Here is a 19,879-nt window from a genome sequence, read left to right on the forward strand (position 1 = left end):
CGATGGTGCAAGAGGTGCTACCGGAGCAGCTGGAACTAACGGGACCAACGGAACAAATGGAACCGACGGTGCAAGAGGCGCTACCGGAGCAGCTGGAACTAACGGGACCAACGGAACTAACGGAACAAATGGAACTGATGGTGCAAGAGGTGCTACCGGAGCAGCTGGAACTAACGGGACCAATGGAACTAACGGAACAAATGGAACCGATGGTGCAAGAGGCGCTACCGGAGCAGCTGGAACTAACGGAACAAATGGAACCGACGGTGCAAGAGGTGCTACTGGTGCAGCTGGAACTAACGGAACAAATGGAACCGATGGTGCAAGAGGTGCTACCGGAGCAGCTGGAACTAACGGGACCAACGGAACAAATGGAACCGACGGTGCAAGAGGCGCTACCGGAGCAGCTGGAACTAACGGAACTAACGGAACAAATGGAACCGACGGTGCAAGAGGTGCTACTGGAGCAGCTGGAACTAATGGAACCGATGGTGCAAGAGGTGCTACTGGCGCAGCTGGAACTAACGGAACAAATGGAACCGACGGTGCAAGAGGTGCTACTGGCGCAGCTGGAATTAACGGGGCCAATGGAACTAACGGAACAAATGGAACCGATGGTGCAAGAGGTGCTACCGGTACAGCTGGAACTGATGGCGCAAGAGGTGCTACTGGTGCACAAGGTGACCCTGCAACAGATGATCAAACACTTTCTACCGATGGAACTCCAGGTAATGTCTCTATAAGTGGTGGAAATACAATTAATGTAAATGTTGTAAGTACAGATGCTAATAATGAAATCACAGCAGGAACTGATGGTGGTGCATTTTTTATCAGCCCAGTAAAAGCGATGGGGAAAGTTGCAGGTAATGGTACCGCTGCTAAAATATTAAATGCAACCGTTTCTAGAATAAATGAAGGTGATTATCAAATAACATTTACATCTGCAATGCCAGACGATGATTATATTATTCAATTAGCAATTGTAGATTGTGGAGGTGATTGCCCTGGTAATACCGGAGCAAACTATGATGATCCTGGTATCACATATTATAGTCAAACTACAGCTGGATTTAGAGTTAATATAGGAGACAGCGATAATGGAACTAATCAAAAAGATGATATAGATTTAGAATTCATGTTTACTGTACTTGATTTTTAACTTAATTACTTTACTCATCTTTTATAAAATTAGATATAGTATCTAAAAAATTAAGGTAAGGAAAAGCGTAATACTATTAAAAATGAAAAAAATACCCCTAATAGCTTTGTCATTTATTTTATCTGCTGGTATGTTTGCACAAATTGGCACGGGTGATGCTGGTGCATTAATGGGATTACCTGCCGCTACTGATTTAGCTGAAATAAATGCGATTATTGGTCCTAGTATAGGCTCTGTGGTTTTTAATTTAGATGATCAGGAAATTTATCGATTTACCAATACAGGGTGGCAAAGAAGTACAGATGACCAATTAGATTCTGAAGTAAATCTGGCAACTCCTATTGATGTTGATGAAAGTGGTGAAACCACTCCAACTCTTGAAACTAATGTACAGCAAGTAATACAAGCTATCGCTCCCATTACATCTGGAGCTGCAAGAGTATTTTACCCTCCATCTATTGAAGTTCCTGTAGCAACGAACGGTACATTTACATTAAATCTTTATACCCAATACACTGCTCAGTTTTCTTCTCCTACTGCAACTAGTCCTTTAGCGCCAGATATACCTGTATATGCTGCAAACGAATTGCATTACTATGTAACCTTTGCCGATCCAGCAGTTTTTAACACTGGCACTATGAGTATAGATGCAAATGGAGTTTTAACTTATACTGTTATTGGTCAGCCATTAGATTTTAACACATTAATCAATGTAGTATTTGTTGTTAAATAATCTAAAAAATAGATGAATTACATTAAACAATTTTCACTTATCATATCAGTCCTTGTTTTTATGACAAGTATAGATACTATTGCACAAGCAACTGTGTTGATTGAAGTGGATTGGAATAATTTCTCTGAAGAAAATGTAATAACATTTAGGAATCCGGCAAATGTAGCTCTTGGTACTATTTGTGATCCAACGTGTGGTGCTGTAACGTTTGCTGATAATACATTCGATAATATTGCAAGTCCAGCGAGTTTTAATGTCCCTTATGCCACTGGATATAGTTTGCTTATAACAGATGCTTTTGGTGATGGATGGGAAAATTATGGAGGAGGACCTTCATATGTAAGAGTATATGTAGATGGAGTCGAAATATTACAGAATTTCCCTGGTAATTTTGGAGCAAACACTACCATTACATTTGACGTCGTTCAATCGATAGCAGAGTTAAGTATTACTAATATTTCTGTTAATGAAAATGCAGGAACAGCAGATCTTACAGTTAGTCATTCTGGAGGAAATGCATCTGGAGCTTTTACTGTTGCTTATACCACTGCTAATAACTCTGCAAATGCACCTGGTGATTATACAACAACAAGTTCTACTATAGGATTTTCGGGCACAAGTCCTGAAACACAAACTTTAATGGTTCCAATACCCATTATTAATGATAACTTCGCAGAAACCACTGAAAGTTTTTTTGTAAATCTTGGCGCTATAGTTGGTGATCCTTCTATTACCATTATAGATGGCCAAGGAGAAATCACAATTAATGATGATGATAATGCATCTATAGAAATAAATAATGTAACGGTTAATGAAGGTGACGGAACTGCAACTTTTACGGTCACTTTATCAGGAGCCAATGTAGCTGGAGGGTTTTCTGTACCTTACACGCTCGCTAATGGTTCTGCAACTAATCCTGCCGATTATACAACTGTCGGTGCTACTACTTCTCCTATTAATTTTGCAGGAAATATTAACGAGACACAACAAATTACAATACCAATTATTGATGATACAGATATTGAAGGAAATCATAACTTTTTTGTAAACTTAGGTGCAGTAAGCAGTCCACTTGTTGCTATAAGTGATAATCAAGGAGAGGCTACAATTGAGGACAATGATGCAGCAATTAGTATCGATGATATTTCAGTTAATGAAAATGCAGGCACAGCTACTTTTACGGTTACACATGCCGGGCCTAATACAACAGGGCCTTTTTCTGTAAATTTCACAACAGCCAACAATACAGCTACGGCCGGGAATGATTATACAACAAATAGTGGGACATTGAATTTTTCTGGAACTAGCGGAGATACTGAAACTATTATCGTTACTATTTTAGACGATATTATTGTAGAAGGAAATGAAATCTATTTTATTAACTTTTCTGGCGTAAGTGATGCTTCGGTTGATATTACAGATCAAGGAATAGGTACCATTGTCGATGTTGAAATAGATAACCCAAGACCATATGAAGAACGAATTACGATCAATGTCAGAGGTAATTTTGATATGATTGGAAATACAAACCTTATTTGTACAGCAAATTGCCCAGGAACTCCTACATCTAATAATCCTACTGTAGTTATGGGGTATGCCAGTGTTGATGGTACTACCATAAACTCAAGTAGCTCAAATTTCACTTTACCTGCAGGAGCAACTGTAGCTTGGGCTGGATTGTATTGGGGTGGTTCGTATAACTCTACCTTCGGGGGAATAACAAATCCAGACCCTTCTTTGAATTTACAGCAAGTACAGTTTAGAGAACCTGGTGCAGGAACATACACAACGGTTAATGCCGGTGTAACAAATATTGAAACTGGCTCATTTGCAGGATGGAATACATTTATGTCTTTTGCAGATGTAACTTCAGTTGTGCAAACAGCAGGATCAGGAACCTACACTGTTGCAGATATTCCATTAATAACAGGTAGTGCCTTTACCGGACCTTTTGGCGGATGGACAATGGTAATTATTTATGAAGATCCCTCAGATATTACGCGGAGTGTAAGTATATGGGATGGCTTTGATTTTTTTGGATTTGGAGCTAATGATACTTTTACGGTTACTGGTTTACTAACTCCATCTTTGGGAGCTTTTGATACGGATGCGGGATATTTTGCTTTTGATGGTGAAGCAAATTTAGCTGGGGATTTTGTATCTATAAATGGAACAGTCCTTTCTAACGCTTTAAACCCAGCTAACAATACATTGAATAGTACAATCTCTAAATTTGGAGTAGATATTGGTGGAAGAAACCCTAATTTAAATTTTAACTGGGGAATGGACATTGATATTTTTGATGCTACTGGTTTGGTTCCTAACAATGCAACAACTTTAAATGTAGATCTTGGAAGTGCTAATGAAGGTATTTGGGGAGGAGTTTTTGCACTTTCTACAGAAGTTGCTTTCCCTGCAGTGGCTAGTAAAGATTTTTCTCCCGCAACAATTGGCTATGGTGAAGAGTCGACAGTAACTATTGCTATAGAAAATCCTACAACTGGAGTAGATCTTACAAATTTGTCACTTACAGATAATTTACCCTCAGGAATGGTAATATCAACTTCGCCAGATGGAACCTCATCTTGTGGTGGAACCATAACATCTGTACCAGGTTCTGATAACTTTTCTATTTCGGGAGTAAGTCTACCAGCTGGTAATTCTTGCACTTTTACATTTGATGTAATAGGGACCGCGGTAGGAACTTTTGACAACACTGTATCGTCTGGTGACATTTCGAATGATCAGAATATTCCCTTAGCGGGAACGACTACTGGAACACTTAATGTGATTGTTAAAACTGTAATAACTAATAGGAAGATTACTTATAGAGTAAATCCTAATTAGCAATTTATAAAAAAATAAAATATTTAGAATTAGGTTAGATGTATTTATTACCCCGTATTTAATTTACCTTAATACATAATCCTAATGATTGTTAAACACATATTTGTCAAATCTTTATGAACCAAACACTACATTGCCTTTTTAATGATTATATATTGATTTTTAAAATAACAACTTAAATACCCCCAAAGAAAAAAATCAAATTCATTATCAACCATTAAAGCAAAACATCAAAAAAATATAATAAATACCTCATAATTCACATCGTATTACTGGTATTCGTATTAATTCAGTAAAATTTATACGTCAATCTATTTATTTTCTTATGTTTGCTTTGTCAAAATGTTTATTTTTTACGAATATGTAACTTTTCAACAAAACCATACCTTTAATCGAACCAAAAATGCATTTCACCGATAAATAATTGCATTTTATCGTGAAAAAGTAGTGTATTTTGCTAAAAAAGAATATATTTGCCATAACATATTTACTGTTAAACCGTAAAACAGTGTTACCCCAATATAACTATGGATAGAATAATTTTTATTGTCGTATGCTTTCTGGCCCAAGTTACTATAGCTCAACAAGCTTTTCATAACTATGGGAATATTCAAATTCACGATCAAGGTGAAGTTGGTTTCCACACTGATTTAATTAATGATGGTACATTCGACCAAAATTTAGGTCTTGCAGGATTTTATAATCCTACAGGTAGCCTTAATGTAACAGGTGATAATCGTCCCGTATTTCATAATATGGAAATTGATGTTGTAGACGATTTGTTGTTGGATGTTGCTGTTGGTGTAACAAACTTTCAGGAATTTATAACCGGAAGAGTACAAACTCCCAGAGATAGACGTAATGTTTCTTTAGATTATATAAATGATGCTCCATATCTGGGTGAAAATGATGATCGATATGTAGATGGATATTCTTCTATTACCGGAGTATTAGATTTCACTTTCCCTATTGGAGATGATTTTAGATTACGTCCTATGCGTATCGACACGCAGGCAGCTGTAAATACAGCGAGAGGTGCATATTTCTTTGAAGACCCAAATACTCCTAATTTTTTCTCTACCAGTTTTAATACTGATAATTTTAGTAATGTATTATTTGGTGTGAGCTCTTTTGAATTTTGGGATCTTGATGGAGATGTAGAAACTAGAGTAACTCTTACCTGGGATGACAATAGTAATATACCAACTCTTGTTGATGAGTTAGAAGATCTTAGAGTTGTAGGATGGGATAGAAATTTACAACAATGGGTAAGTTTAGGAAATTTTGCCGCTTCTGGAGATTTAAATAGTGGAGAAATTACTTCAGAACTAATGATTCCTGATAATTACGTTATTCTTACATTTGGTTCTTCTGATATTATATTAGACGGTGATCTGGAAATATTTACAGCAGTTTCTCCGAATGGTGATGGAGTTAATGATACTTTTATCATTCAGGGTATCGAGCAATTTTCAAACAACGAACTAACAATTTTTAATAGATGGGGAGTTGAAGTATACCGTAAAAAAGGATATGACAATTCATGGGGAGGTTACTCTGAAGGTAGAGCTACTATTGCCAAAGATGAACAATTACCAGTAGGTACATATTATTATATCTTAAAAATTGAAGGTCAAAAAGATCGTTCAGGGTATTTGTATATCAATGTATAAGATTACATTTTGTCAAAAACTATAATTTTGACTCATTAATACAGTATTATTTCCGTCAAATAAAAAAGTTATATTTTAAAAAAATATAAATTCATAATACCTATAAAATAATAAATAGTTAACTTCAGATTACGCAATGTCATTTTTTAGAGACGTTACTAATTAAAATTAGTATTAAATGAAGAAAACATTTCTTATTATCCTGCTAATTCTACCTGGAATTATTTTTTCTCAGATCGATGAGTTTTCCGTTATGGGTCTTCCGACCGCTGCTACAAATGTAGAAATGAATGGCGTAACTGCCGCTGCTACAGGATCAATTCTATATAACCTGGAAGAAAGTAAAATATTTGTTTTTGATGGCACAAATTGGGTAGCTACTACTAATGATAATTGGTTGGTAGATGGCAATACGGGCTTACCCACCACATCTTTTTTAGGTCACATCGATGATGTAAAAATGGAAATCCGATCCAACAACTTATCATTATTGCAATTTGGAAGAAGACAAACCTTAGGATTAACACAAGCCTTTCCGGATTACACAGATAATGATCAACCCATGGTACATATTAATGGAGACGGTACTACATCTGCACTTCAGTTTGCAGCTGCAGGTGCGTCTTTTTATAAACCAATGTTCTTTACAACAACAAATGGAAGTTTTCGCCTAAAAGGAAGTACTGGAGGAACGGATCTTTTTGAAATAGGTTCTGCAGGACCTGCAAATGATGGGAAATTAGAATTTATCATTGGTGATGATGGTAATGAATCTATTGTATTTAAACGATACGATTATAGACGTGGTCAGTTTCATCGAGAGTTTTTTAGAGTGCAAGGAAGTAATAATACTGCTGATGCCACCACAAGATTTGGTATTAATATAAACCCGCAAGAAGTTGCTGTAGACACTGACTATGATGATCCGTCTACCGGGTTTAATGTCGCAAACTCTACTTTACAACTCGAGGGATCCTTTTCAACTTCGATAACCAGTACTACCGGAAATCTAACATTAACCGAAAATCATCATACAATTCACATCACAGGAGCGCATAACATAACACTACCAAATGCCAATACTTGTGAGGGTAGAATTTACATTCTGAAAAATAGTACCAATGCAAACAGAACTATTAGCACGTATCGTGATCCTACCAATTCAAACCAGACTACTACTATCGGAAGTGAATCTGTATTATGGATAAAAAGTGATGGCACCAATTGGCAACAAATAAATAATACTACTGGATCTAGCACAGGAGTAATTGTAAGTACAGACACTAATAATGATATTACAGCAGGTACTGATAGTGGAGCTTTTTTCGATAGTCCTGTAAAGGCAATGGGTAAAGTTGCTTCAAACGGTAGTGCTTTAAGAATTAATGGAGCTACAGTTACCAGAACTGGGCTTGGAAGGTATAGAGTAACACTTGGAACAGCTAGATCTACCGCTAATTATATTGTACAATTAACAATAGGTCGTCAAAATGATCTTGACATGGCAGCAACAGTATTAAATCAGGCAACAAATCGTTTTGATGTTAACATTACAGATTATTTTGGAAACAGAATAGATCGCATATTCTACTTCACTGTAATAGATTTTTAGCATTTATAATTTTTTCACAAAATGATGCGCCCATATTTCATATCCTTCATTAAGGTAGAATTTATGTGAAGGATAATTCACTACATAACTATTTAACTCAGAAGCTTCACATCCCCTACTCTTTGCATATTCATAAATCCAATTAAATACCTTCTTCCCTATTCCTTTACCTCTGTTCTGCTCATCAATATATACATGATCGGGCTCACATGACCTTCCAACATAATGACGTGTCATAAACCATAACCCAAAAAAACCAATTATTTTTTCATCTGAATACACTCCCCAGCATTCATAATTCTGTTCAAACATCTCGCTAAACCTTTGTGTTAAAACAGCATCAGAAAATTGATTATTCATCAATTTCTGAAGCAATGGTAAAACGATATCAAAGTCCTCTTTTAAAATTTTGTGAAATGCTAAATCCATATGATGCTTTTCTGCAAAAATAATTATACATTTATCTCAAAGATGTAAAGAATTCTTAAAAAATAAAGAATCTGCCAATTATACTGTTTTGTTGGCTATTTATAACTTCTTTTTAAGTATCTCAAACAAGTCTAAAAGAACAAAAAATATAAAGATGAAAGAAAAATCAGGAAAAACACAAGATCTGATCGATAAAAAATTTCTAGAGGAACGTAGTGTATTTCTTTGGGGACAGGTAGATGACAAGTCGGCTAAACATGTAATCGACAGACTTATGTACCTGGATATGGTAAGTAACAAAGAAATCAAACTATATATTAATAGTCCTGGAGGATACGTTACTTCAGGGTTTGCAATGTATGATACGATTAAAAGTTTAAAAAGTCCGGTTTCTACTATTTGCACTGGATTAGCTGCTTCTATGGGATCAATACTTCTAAGTGTAGGCGAAAAAGGTCGAAGATTTATCCAGCCTCATGCAAAAGTGATGATTCATCAGCCAAGTGGTGGTGCCAGAGGACAAGCTTCTAACATCGAAATTCAGGCAGCAGAAATTCTTAAGACCAAAGAGCTAAGTGCTCAAATACTTGCTGATAACTGCGGACAAGATGTTGAGAAAGTATTGAAGGACTTTAATCGTGATTATTGGATGGATGCTCAAGAATCATTAGAGTACGGAATTATAGACGGAATTCTGGAATAATACATACAGAAATGATATAATTGTAATCCGATTATACCTATGGTAAGAAGAGATTTTATTGGTATTAGTGCTCTGGGGATGATCGGAGTTTCATTATCATCATTTTCTATGCTTCAGTTAGAATTCTCTAAAGATGATCTTATGGGAAAAAGCAATCCATCACTTTTTGGTGATGGATATAAGCTTCGAAAAGATGCTTATGAAGCTTTTCTTAAAATGAAGACTGAAGCACTAAAAAGTGGATTCAAAATAAAAGTTGTTTCCAGCTATAGAAACTATGCACACCAGAATCGAATCTGGGAACGTAAATACAAAAAGTTTACAACTGAAGGGTTATCTCCTATTAAAGCAATACAAAAGATTATAGAATATTCTACAATTCCTGGTACATCAAGACATCACTGGGGTACCGATTTAGATATTGTAGATGGTAATGCTGCACAACCCAAAGGATTGCTTCTTGCCGAGAATTTTGAGGGTGATGGTCCATTTTGTAAGTTTAAAGAATGGATGGATAAACATGCTAACTCTTTTGGCTTCTATCTTGTATATACAGATAAAGAAAACAGAAAAGGTTTTAAATATGAACCTTGGCACTATTCGTATGCTCCACTTTCTATTCCTATGCTAAAAGCATATCAGAAACTAGATATTGCTACAGAGTTAAAAAAGGCGAATTTACTTGGTAGTAACTTCTTCTCAGAAGACTTCATTAAACAATATATTACAGAGAATATATCCGATATTAACCCAGAATTATTATAGTAATATAAAATTCTTATTATTTTTATAATCCCCCATAAAAATGTTCCTTTTAACTCAAAATCACCTTTTTACTATTTCATCGCATCCTATGCTATGTGTAAAATTCTTCTTTTTCGGTTAAATCAAAAAAGTCAAGATGAATTCTATATACTAAAATTATACTATTTTAGTTATTTATTAAAATAAAGACCCCATACTAATGAAAACTTCTTTAATTAAATATTTTTGTGCTTTTATTCTTTTATGTACTGCCTTTTCTTGTTCTAAAGATGATGACAATACCATTACAGAAACTCCAAGTGAGGTTTCGATTACAGACGAAATACTAAAATTGGTAAATGAATACCGACAAGGTAAAGGGCTAGATGCATTAGCAAAAAATACAACTGCCGAAGAATTAGCTGCGGATCATACACGATATATGATTTCTAAAGGTAATATCAACCATGATAATTTTGATGCTAAATTCAAAACTTTACGAGAAAAGGAAAATGCTACAGGAATGGCAGAAAATGTAGCTAGTTTTTATCCCGATGCCCAAAGTGTTGTAGCTGGATGGATTGACAGTGAAGGACATAGAAAAAACATTGAGGGTAACTACACCCACACTGGTATTGCTGCTATAAAAGATGAAAGTGGCAGATACTACTATACACAAATTTTTTACCGCTAAACTCTGCAAACTCAACTATGCAAGGTTAGCACTAATCTTGTTCTTTAACTAAGAACGGTACCTCTAGTGGTTGCTTACTAAAAAGTGTTTTTTGCATTTTATTAGTAAGCAACTTTTATATTTATTAACTTTAAACTTTTCGATATCAAAATTAGTTTATAATGAGACGTGGCGGCTTAAAAATTAGAATATTAATAGGTTTAGCAATTATAGCATTTGCATTTTTCAAAAAATGTAATAATAAAACACTAAATCCCTATACGGATAGAGTACAAAATATTAATATGACAAGTGATCAGGAAATAGCTATAGGATTACAAAGTGCTCCTGAAATGGCCCAGCAACACGGAGGATTATACCCTGATCAAAAATTACAAAGCTATATCGATATGATTGGAAACAAATTAGTCAATTCGAGTATGGCAAAACAAACTCCTTACAAATATGAATTTCACTTATTAGCCGATCCAAATACTATTAATGCTTTTGCATTACCAGGAGGGCAAATATTTATAACCTATGCTTTGTTATCCAAATTAGAAAATGAAGATCAGGTTGCTGGTGTGTTAGGTCATGAAATTGGCCACGTATTAGGGCGGCATTCTGCAGAAAGAATAGCAGAACACGAATTTTGGAAAACTATATCTACTGGGGCATCAGTTGGTGCAGATGCTGGAGGAATTGTAAATGGCATCGGACAAAATGTTTTATTAAAAAATGGCCGTGGTGATGAATTAGAAAGTGATAAACTAGGTATTTTGTTTATGATCAATTCGGGCTACAATCCTGAAGAAATGATTGGCGTGATGAAAATTCTAAAAGCTGCTGCCGGACCTAACCGTACTCCTGAGTTTCAAAGCTCCCACCCTGATCCCGAAAATCGCATAGAAAAAATCAAAGAGGCAATACGAGAATATAGTAATGTGCAATAAAAAACCATTGCCTGTTTATATCAACAAGCAATGGCTTCAAAACTTATGACAGTTTCTCTAGAAGAGCTACTGCATCCTTAGCATTAGATAGCTTTGCAAATTTCATTGCTGTATAGCCTTTACTATCTCTGGTTTTGATATTTGCTCCATTTTTCACAAGCACTTTAATAATATCTGTACGGTTATATCGTGCAGCATACATAAGTGGGGTCATCCCGTCGGATTTTTGATTAACATCACTACCGAGTTCAATCAATTTTTTTACGGTTTCTAAATCTCCTTTTACAATTGCCATACAAAACGGACTTGTCTTATATGTTGAAAGATCATAATTATGACTGGCGGTAGTCACATTTGTTTCTGCAGCTATACTTACAGAGGTAATACACATAACCAATAAGGTTGCTAAAACTGTTTTTTTCATGATGAAATTGATTTTAAGTTATTTGATTGACTTATATACAGTACGACCTTAGAATCGATATCATGTTACACCTACTTTTGCCAAATAACACGAATTTAACTTTCTCATAACAAAATATTCTGATAAAATCGATGCATTTTTAAGCAATAAACCCGCCTACCATTACAAAATGATAGACGGGTTTATACAGGTTTTAAAACTAATTCTGAGTAATTATTTTTTCTTAAGCTCTGAGATCAAAGCCATAGCTTCTTTGGCTCCTGATATTTCTGCATATTTCATTGCAGTATAGCCTTTCGTATTTTTAAGATTGATTTTTGCACCGTTAGCAACCAAAAGTTTAATGATTTCTAATCTATTATAACGAGCTGCATACATAAGAGGTGTCATACCCTCCGAAAATTTATTTACTTCACTCCCTAATTCAACCATTTTTTTTACCATTTCATAGTCGCCTTTAGCGATTGAAATACAAAAAGGAGATACATTAATAATTTCTGTTTTTACAACCTTATACGATTTAAGGTTTTTCACGGGATCATTTGCTAAAACTAGACCAACCGTCATACACATTACTAAAATTGATAGCTTTTTCATTTTTTATTTTTATAAGTTCATTATTGATTTGCGCTATGTCAAAATTTGACGCCGCAAATGAATTACATTATTCTCATAAAAAACAGTCTAATTTTAAGAATAACTTACTTTTAACCTTCCCTACACAAATTCGTTAATAATTTCACAAAAAAGACGCGTCAGATAATATTACAAAAAGGTATAAATCACATAGGAATAACATAAGCTTTTTGTATGCTTGTAAGTGAAGTTGTAACTTTGTTTCTTATTTCATTTTTTTGAGATTCAAGTTCAAAAAATAACCAACCAAAAACCATAATTAAGAATACATTATGAACAAAAAAGTAATCCTGATGATCCTGGATGGATGGGGAACATCACCTGACCCTAAAGTATCCGCCATCGATCATGCAAACACTTCGTATATCGATAGTTTATACACTCACTACCCTAATGCTTCTTTACGTACAGATGGACTTCATGTAGGTTTACCAGATGGACAAATGGGAAATAGTGAGGTTGGTCATATGAACCTTGGGGCTGGCAGAATTGTATATCAGGATTTGGCCAAAATCAATATGGCAGTCAAAAACAACACTTTAAAAGACGAATCTGTTCTTCTAGATGCTTTTCGTTATGCCAAAGAAAAAAACAAAAATGTTCATTTACTTGGCCTGGTAAGCGACGGTGGGGTTCACTCTCATATCAATCATATTAAAGGGCTACTTGATGCAGCTCATTCTTATGAATTAAAAAATGTTTTCCTTCATGCATTTACCGATGGTCGTGATGTAGATCCTAAATCTGGTAAAAGTCACATTAAAAACATCCAGGATTACATGTCCAATACCACAGGCAAATTAGCTTCTATCATAGGAAGATACTATGCCATGGATAGAGACAAAAGATGGGAACGTGTTAAATTAGCTTATGACCTATTGGTAAATGGAATTGGAGAAACCAGCACTGATGCCTTGGATAGCATTCAAAATAGTTATGATAATGACATTACAGATGAATTTATCAAACCAATTATATTACAAGAAAATGGAGCATCGGTAGCCACAATAAATAATGACGATGTTGTAATTTTCTTTAATTTCAGAACAGACCGAGGCAGAGAGTTAACCGAAATGCTTTCTCAAAAAGATATGCACGAGTATAATACACACAAGCTTTCTTTACATTATGTTACAATGACTAATTATGATGAAAACTTTGAAGGTATCAATGTTATTTATAATAAAGATAATATTACTGAAACTCTAGGCGAAATCATTTCTAAAGCTGGCAAAACTCAAATTCGAATAGCAGAAACAGAAAAATATCCACACGTTACCTTCTTTTTTTCTGGAGGACAAGAAGAACCTTTTGATGGGGAATCCAGAATATTAAGAAATTCTCCAAAAGTAGCAACTTATGATCTTAAACCAGAAATGAGTGCTTATGAGTTAAGAGATGCCCTTGTACCAGAACTACAAAAAGGTGATGTCGATTTTGTATGTTTAAACTTTGCAAATGGCGATATGGTCGGGCATACAGGAGTGATGGAAGCTGCTATTAAAGCTTGTGAAGCCGTAGATCAATGTGTAAAAGATGTAGTAACCGCCGGACTAGAAAACCAATATTCTATTATTATGATTGCGGATCATGGTAATTGCGAAACTATGATTAATCCAGATGGCACACCACATACGGCTCATACGACTAATCCTGTTCCTTTTATTTTAATAGATAATGATCAGATAAAAGTAAAAGATGGGGTTTTAGGAGATATTGCTCCCACGATTCTTGAGCTTATGGGGATAGAAAAACCTAAAGCTATGACACAAGATTCATTACTAAAATAATCATCATTAAGATGCTTTCTATATAATCTTAAAGCTATTCTTAATAAGAATATAGTAAACAAAAAACACTCTTTATACAACTATGATAAAGAGTGTTTTTTATTTTTCAAAATTCTTTTATTACCTTAACCTAGATTATACCTCTTTATGTAAGTAAAAAAAGTGTAATTAATACGCAGCGAAACCCGATATTCTTGGTTATACATTATATGAGTTAAGCACTAACCCTTATTCATGAATATAAAAGAACAAGACAGACTAGTAAAAGCCTGTAAAAAGGGTAATCGGGATGCCATGGAAAAAATATACAACACTTTTGCGCCGCGAATGATAGCGGTGGGTCTTCGCTATTGTACAAATCAATCTGATGCAGAAGACATTGTACAAGATGCTTTTATTAAAGTGTTTAAAGGCATTCAAAAATATCGTCATAAAGGAACATTGGGGAGTTGGATTGAAAGAATTGTTGTGAATTGTGCCATTGATCATTGGCATAAAATGAAAAAAACGATTTATGTTGATCATGAAGATTTCATTAATAAAAATGAGATACAAGAACTAGAAGAGCCCGAAAAAGAGTATCTATCTAAGGAAATATCAATAGAGAAACTAAGAACCTTGATTAGTGATTTACCAGAACAGTATCGCTATGTTCTAAATCTTTATGCCATAGAAGGATATTCTCATAAAGAAATAGGAAAAATGCTTAACATTAAAGAGAGTACATCAAGATCTAACTATACTCGGGCAAGAAAGAAGCTATTAGAGCGTATGAGAAATAATGGAGTTGTAAAGTTTTAATGTTTAAAACCTAAATGAGTAACAAATGAAAGATGACAAAGACCTTTTAAAACCGCTTTTACGAGCAAAGTTTAAAAGTGATTCGGTTATACCATCGAAGGACAGGTTTGATGACATATACAATGCAGTACAGGAGCAAAAGGTTAAACGCAATTATATACCTTGGCATGAAATTACTGTAATTGCTATATTGCTTTGCGCTGTATTCATCTTGTATTATGTAATGAATGATACTACTTCAGAAAAAACAGACATCACTCCACCACTTAAAGAAAATATCGATTCTATCGAGCCAAAAAATGATCAAACTACAATCCAAACAGAAGAGCAACCAAAAATTATTGAAGTCAAACCTGTAGAATCCAATACAGATTCTAAATCTGTAAAAACAGCCAAAACAGAAACTTTTTCTATCGACTCTACCATTTTAGAACCAGACGAGGAAAGTAAAGAAAAAGGATTTATTGGAGTATCCTATATCGCTTCAGAAAAATATGCTTCAACAAAAAACACTAAGTATATTAAACTTCCTGATTCGAGTATAATGGTAATGAGGAAAAATAGTAAAGTTAACTTTAATACTTCAATACAAAGTTATCGAAGAGTTGATCTTATTGGTACCATATTCTTTTCAATACAGAAAAATGAATCAAAACCATTTGTTATACACGGAAAATATTGTAATGTTCAAGTTAGCGGAAATTCTTTTGCAATATCTACAGAAAAAGATGCTGATTATATCACACTTGTTAAAGGTTCTGCAGAAATAATCCATCGTAAAACTGGTGATAAACAAAAAGTAGTTTCGGGGCAAAGTTTTAGTATCAATAGCCAGGAAATTATTCTCCTTAAAAGATCTCCTAATCAATTTGCCTGGAAAACTGGTGTTCTACATTATAAAAATGTTAGTGTGAGTCAAATTATCCATGATTTAGGAGAAAACTTTGATGCCAAAATTAGACTAAAACGCAGTCCTTTACTCGATTGCAAATACACTGGATCTTTTAGCAATGCAACTACCGAAAAAGTCCTTGATGAATTGGCTAAGAAGTTAAATATAAAAATAGAAAAGGAAGGCGATATTTTTATAATTATAGGAGAAGGTAATTGCGCAGATTAAAAATTCGCATAACATAAAGATCTTCTTTGTAAACTCTAAAAAGATATTTTAACACATCTGATTCTTTTTAGTGCTTCTTACTATAAATACAACCCGTTGTGCATTTGAGATTTTTTATGCTATTAATTTCTAAATACACAACGGGTTATAAATACATTATTTGTATATTAAAAAACCGGTCTATAAAGTGTTTTATAGACCGGTTTTTAAAATTTGATATATTGTTCTATAAATCAAAAGTTATCGTTCCCTCTATTGAAGTAAGTACAACCTCGCGATCACAGGCCCCATCACCAAAATCAATATTAAAATTAACTCCAAAATTACTAGAATAATCTTGCGCTCCTTGTACAGGGTATTTAAGAAAGCTTACCCCTTCAAAACATGCCGCCTTATATACTATTGGAGATCCATCAACAGATTTTGATTTCACAAAGAAAGGTTCTTTTAAATTTTCTAATGAAGAAGATTCTTTCAAGGTAATAACCTCTTGCTCTGTAAAACGGTTTTCAAAAGAAAAATTTCTATTCGTAGTATAATGATATGTTTTTCCATCGGGAGCTGTAATAACTCCATCTATTTCTACATCAAATACAGGAATATCATTGGTGCTTTGTTCTTCATTTTTTTGAGCTACTCTATATCCATCAAAAATATACCCTCGTTCATATTGTACATTTTTAAACACTGCAGAATCCTTAAATTTAGATGGTAAATCTTCGGCTACATAGTATTCTAGGCTACCTGTCCAATCATCAAATTGACATTGATCTCCTGCATCATTCAAAATCATTTTACTGTAATGATCATATCCAGAAAAACCTGGGATAGGTTTTTCTGGATAAGGGATTAATAATTCAATAGAGAAACAAGTCCCTTTGCTGTTTTTGGATGATTTTTTAAGATCTAGAGAAGCTTGTTCTGAGATTTTTCCAAAATCATCCATAGCGAAGTTTACCGTTTTACTCAATTCAAATGTTTCTTTATTATTTTGTTCAGAAACACTATCATCAACATCATTTTTAGTACAACTCACTACTAGGCCAAAAATCAGGGCACAAATCAATAGTTTTTTCATGGTTTTCTTTTTTTAAGTGAATATTATCTTTGTTTTCTATTTATTAAACCTTAAAAAAATAAAAACGCTGCGTCGATACTTCATTATTTGTTAAACTAGCGTCAAATCATTGGATCAGACATTAGATTTTGTATATATTGGCTGGGGAAACAATTACGGATCAAAATGAGAAAAACATTTTTTTAGCTATTCCCATTTTTCTTTTTTCTTGCGGAAAGTTTGCAAGAGAAACTCTCGAAAAAGGTATGTTAGCCATTGTTTCTGAACAACCCTACAAAGATTGAATAATTCGATGACACCAAAAGAAAAATTAAACGCACTCGGACTCCAATTACCAGAAATATCAACTCCAGGAGGATCTTACGTATCTGTAAATACAAGAGGAAATATTGCTTATGTAGCCATTCAATTCCCTATTCGCAATGGAGAGTATTTATATCAAGGTAGATTGGGAGACACCATAACTACAGATCAAGGATATGAAGCTATGAAATTATGTGCTCTTAATGTTCTTGCCCAAATAGATGAGAAAATTGGCTTTGATGCTATTGAAGGGCTTAATCATATTGACGCTTATTTCCAGTCAAGTATTAACTGGGACGATTCTCCTATTGTGGTAAATGGTGCTTCAGACTTATTTATTGAAGTACTAGAACAAAAAGGTATACACACCAGAGCAATTTTTGGAGTGGATAAACTTCCCCGGAATTTTAGCGTGGGTCTAACTACATCATTTACACTAAAAACCACTTAAAAATACGCTAATCATTATCGTAAAAAAGTGAAATCTCAAAATAGAGTGGACTGTTAGGTAGAACAAGCATTATTCTTTGTAAATTTGCCTTCTTTTACCAAGGAATTGTTTACATATGATTATTACCAAAACACGTGAAGAAATAGAATTAATGCGCGAAAGTGCACTAATCGTATCAAAGACATTAGGGATGTTAGCCCCCGAAGTTAAACCTGGGGTAACTACGCTACATTTGGATAAACTTGCAGAAGAATTTATTAGAGATCACGGTGCAATTCCTGGTTTTTTGGGATTGTATGATTTTCCAAACACCTTATGTATGAGTCCCAATGCTCAAGTAGTTCACGGGATTCCGAATAATACTCCCTTGGAAGAAGGTGATATTATATCTATTGATTGTGGTGCTATTAAAAATGATTTCTATGGAGATCATGCGTATACCTTTCCTGTAGGCGAAGTATCAGAAGAAGTAGAACGTTTACTTCGCGTTACTAAAGAATCTTTATACGTTGGGATTGCAGAGCTTAAAGTTGGAAAACGAGTAGGTGATGTTGGGTATGCTATCCAAAAATTTACTGAAGAAGCGGGTTATGGTGTAGTTAGAGAATTAGTAGGTCATGGTTTAGGTCGAAAAATGCATGAAGATCCCGAAATGCCTAATTATGGTCGCCGTGGTAAAGGGAAAAAATTTATCGAAGGTATGGTGGTTGCTATTGAACCTATGACAAACATGGGAACACATCGTATCAAACAATTACAAGATGGATGGACTATTCTTACTGCAGATGGAAAACCAAGTGCTCATTTTGAGCATGATGTAGCTATAATTGATGGAAAACCAGAAATCCTATCAACTTTTAAATATATTTATCAGGCATTAGGTATCGAGTCTAATGAAGAAGATGCCTTTAGGCAAGAAGTGCTAACTGTATAGTATATATTTTTAGTACTCAAAAGCCTTCTTTATGTAGCTTTTCAAGATGAAAAAACTATTTAAATTTATACTTAATACTATCCCCAGGCCGCTATTGATTCGATTGAGTTATATAGCACGCCCGATATTATCATTATTTTTACGAGGAAACACATATACTGATCCAATTGATGGTAAGAGTTTTTCTCGTTTTTTGCCTTATGGATATGGTAAACAAAGAGACAACGTACTTTCTCCTTCGACTTTATCATTAGAACGACATCGGTTACTCTGGTTATTTCTAACTAATGAAACCGAATTTTTTACCACTCCCACCAAAGTATTACATTTTGCTCCTGAACAAGCATTTTATAAAAGGTTTAGAAATTTAAAACACCTTGATTATACGACTACTGATCTTAATTCTCCATTGGCAGATGTAAAAGCAGACATCTGCAATTTACCTTTTACTGATAATGAATACGATATTATCTTTTGCAATCATGTTTTAGAACACATCCCAGATGACACTAAAGCTATACAAGAAATTTTCAGGGTATTAAAACCAGGCGGAATGGCAATTCTACAAATTCCTCAGGACCTAAATAGAGATGTAACCTTTGAAGATAACAGCATTACAGATTCACAAGAACGAGCCAGGATATTTGGTCAATATGATCATGTAAGGGTCTATGGCCGGGATTATTTCGAAAAATTAAGATCTATTGGTTTTAAGGTCGATGAAGTAGACTACACCAATATTTTATCAAAAGAATGTGTAACAAAATACTGCCTTGCCCCTGGTGAGATCCTTCCTGTTTGTTATAAGTCTTAATA

At 34.4% G+C, this 19,879-nt stretch carries 18 protein-coding genes and 1 pseudogene; 15 read left to right on the forward strand and 4 right to left on the reverse strand.

Going from position 1 to position 19,879, the window contains the following annotated elements:
* The 5 genes and pseudogenes from DG435_RS20550 to DG435_RS20570 all read left to right on the forward strand — a co-directional run.
* Window positions 1-1,159 (forward strand): annotated as a pseudogene (locus tag DG435_RS20550) (hypothetical protein); the annotation flags it as partial.
* Window positions 1,160-1,241: 82 nt separating this feature from the next.
* Window positions 1,242-1,892: a hypothetical protein gene (locus DG435_RS20555; protein WP_234387118.1), complete on the forward strand. Its 651-nt coding sequence runs from the start codon at window positions 1,242-1,244 to the stop codon at window positions 1,890-1,892.
* Window positions 1,893-1,904: 12 nt separating this feature from the next.
* A complete protein-coding gene (locus DG435_RS20560) occupies window positions 1,905-4,739 on the forward strand; it encodes a Calx-beta domain-containing protein (protein ID WP_106793114.1) in 2,835 nt (944 codons plus the stop codon).
* A gap of 527 nt (window positions 4,740-5,266) precedes the next feature.
* Window positions 5,267-6,412 (forward strand): gliding motility-associated C-terminal domain-containing protein, encoded by a 1,146-nt coding sequence (locus DG435_RS20565; RefSeq protein WP_106793115.1) that lies wholly within the window; start codon window positions 5,267-5,269, stop codon window positions 6,410-6,412.
* Window positions 6,413-6,590: 178 nt separating this feature from the next.
* The gene (locus tag DG435_RS20570; protein ID WP_106793116.1) at window positions 6,591-8,024 is read left to right on the forward strand and encodes a hypothetical protein; all 1,434 of its coding nucleotides are present in this window, start codon (window positions 6,591-6,593) and stop codon (window positions 8,022-8,024) included.
* A 3-nt stretch (window positions 8,025-8,027) separates the two neighbouring features.
* On the opposite strand, the gene DG435_RS20575 is transcribed toward DG435_RS20570, so the two are convergent.
* Window positions 8,028-8,453, reverse strand: a complete 426-nt coding sequence (locus DG435_RS20575; RefSeq protein WP_106793117.1) for a GNAT family N-acetyltransferase — start codon at window positions 8,451-8,453, stop codon at window positions 8,028-8,030.
* 118 nt (window positions 8,454-8,571) lie between these two features.
* Here DG435_RS20575 and DG435_RS20580 point away from each other — a divergent pair, with 118 nt between their 5' ends.
* From DG435_RS20580 to DG435_RS20595, 4 genes are all read left to right on the forward strand, one after another.
* Window positions 8,572-9,156, forward strand: a complete 585-nt coding sequence (locus DG435_RS20580; protein ID WP_255409734.1) for a ClpP family protease — start codon at window positions 8,572-8,574, stop codon at window positions 9,154-9,156.
* Between the two features lie 39 nt (window positions 9,157-9,195).
* On the forward strand, window positions 9,196-9,921 hold the full coding sequence (locus tag DG435_RS20585) for a M15 family metallopeptidase (protein WP_106793119.1): 726 nt from the start codon (window positions 9,196-9,198) through the stop codon (window positions 9,919-9,921).
* 199 nt (window positions 9,922-10,120) lie between these two features.
* Window positions 10,121-10,594 carry a CAP domain-containing protein gene (locus tag DG435_RS20590; protein ID WP_106793120.1) on the forward strand — a complete coding sequence of 158 codons (474 nt, stop codon included), beginning with the start codon at window positions 10,121-10,123 and terminating at the stop codon, window positions 10,592-10,594.
* Between the two features lie 161 nt (window positions 10,595-10,755).
* Window positions 10,756-11,526: a M48 family metalloprotease gene (locus DG435_RS20595; protein WP_024772783.1), complete on the forward strand. Its 771-nt coding sequence runs from the start codon at window positions 10,756-10,758 to the stop codon at window positions 11,524-11,526.
* Window positions 11,527-11,569: 43 nt separating this feature from the next.
* Here the strand turns inward: DG435_RS20595 and DG435_RS20600 are convergent, their stop codons facing one another.
* Both DG435_RS20600 and DG435_RS20605 read right to left on the reverse strand, forming a co-directional pair.
* A complete protein-coding gene (locus tag DG435_RS20600) occupies window positions 11,570-11,950 on the reverse strand; it encodes an ankyrin repeat domain-containing protein (protein WP_106793121.1) in 381 nt (126 codons plus the stop codon).
* Window positions 11,951-12,163: 213 nt separating this feature from the next.
* Window positions 12,164-12,547 carry an ankyrin repeat domain-containing protein gene (locus tag DG435_RS20605; protein ID WP_106793122.1) on the reverse strand — a complete coding sequence of 128 codons (384 nt, stop codon included), beginning with the start codon at window positions 12,545-12,547 and terminating at the stop codon, window positions 12,164-12,166.
* 311 nt (window positions 12,548-12,858) lie between these two features.
* Here DG435_RS20605 and gpmI point away from each other — a divergent pair, with 311 nt between their 5' ends.
* From gpmI to DG435_RS20620, 3 genes are all read left to right on the forward strand, one after another.
* On the forward strand, window positions 12,859-14,376 hold the full coding sequence (gene gpmI, locus DG435_RS20610) for a 2,3-bisphosphoglycerate-independent phosphoglycerate mutase (protein WP_106793123.1): 1,518 nt from the start codon (window positions 12,859-12,861) through the stop codon (window positions 14,374-14,376).
* Between the two features lie 234 nt (window positions 14,377-14,610).
* A complete protein-coding gene (locus tag DG435_RS20615; protein ID WP_106793124.1) occupies window positions 14,611-15,177 on the forward strand; it encodes an RNA polymerase sigma factor in 567 nt (188 codons plus the stop codon).
* A gap of 25 nt (window positions 15,178-15,202) precedes the next feature.
* Complete coding sequence (locus tag DG435_RS20620; protein WP_106793125.1) at window positions 15,203-16,297, forward strand: FecR family protein; 1,095 nt, start codon at window positions 15,203-15,205, stop codon at window positions 16,295-16,297.
* 226 nt (window positions 16,298-16,523) lie between these two features.
* Here DG435_RS20620 and DG435_RS20625 read toward each other — a convergent pair whose 3' ends face one another.
* Entirely contained in the window at window positions 16,524-17,375 is an 852-nt protein-coding gene (locus tag DG435_RS20625) for a hypothetical protein (protein ID WP_159025620.1), read from the reverse strand.
* A gap of 280 nt (window positions 17,376-17,655) precedes the next feature.
* Here DG435_RS20625 and DG435_RS20630 point away from each other — a divergent pair, with 280 nt between their 5' ends.
* The 3 genes from DG435_RS20630 (at window position 17,656) to DG435_RS20640 (ending at window position 19,877) form a co-directional block, all read left to right on the forward strand.
* Window positions 17,656-18,129 carry a RidA family protein gene (locus DG435_RS20630; RefSeq protein ID WP_234387119.1) on the forward strand — a complete coding sequence of 158 codons (474 nt, stop codon included), beginning with the start codon at window positions 17,656-17,658 and terminating at the stop codon, window positions 18,127-18,129.
* A 115-nt stretch (window positions 18,130-18,244) separates the two neighbouring features.
* Window positions 18,245-19,063, forward strand: a complete 819-nt coding sequence (map, locus tag DG435_RS20635; RefSeq protein ID WP_024772791.1) for a type I methionyl aminopeptidase — start codon at window positions 18,245-18,247, stop codon at window positions 19,061-19,063.
* 46 nt (window positions 19,064-19,109) lie between these two features.
* A complete protein-coding gene (locus DG435_RS20640; RefSeq protein WP_106793128.1) occupies window positions 19,110-19,877 on the forward strand; it encodes a class I SAM-dependent methyltransferase in 768 nt (255 codons plus the stop codon).
* Window positions 19,878-19,879: the final 2 nt, after the last annotated feature.

The sequence above is a fragment of the Aquimarina sp. Aq78 genome, assembly GCF_900299525.1.
Taxonomy (GTDB): Bacteria; Bacteroidota; Bacteroidia; order Flavobacteriales; family Flavobacteriaceae; genus Aquimarina.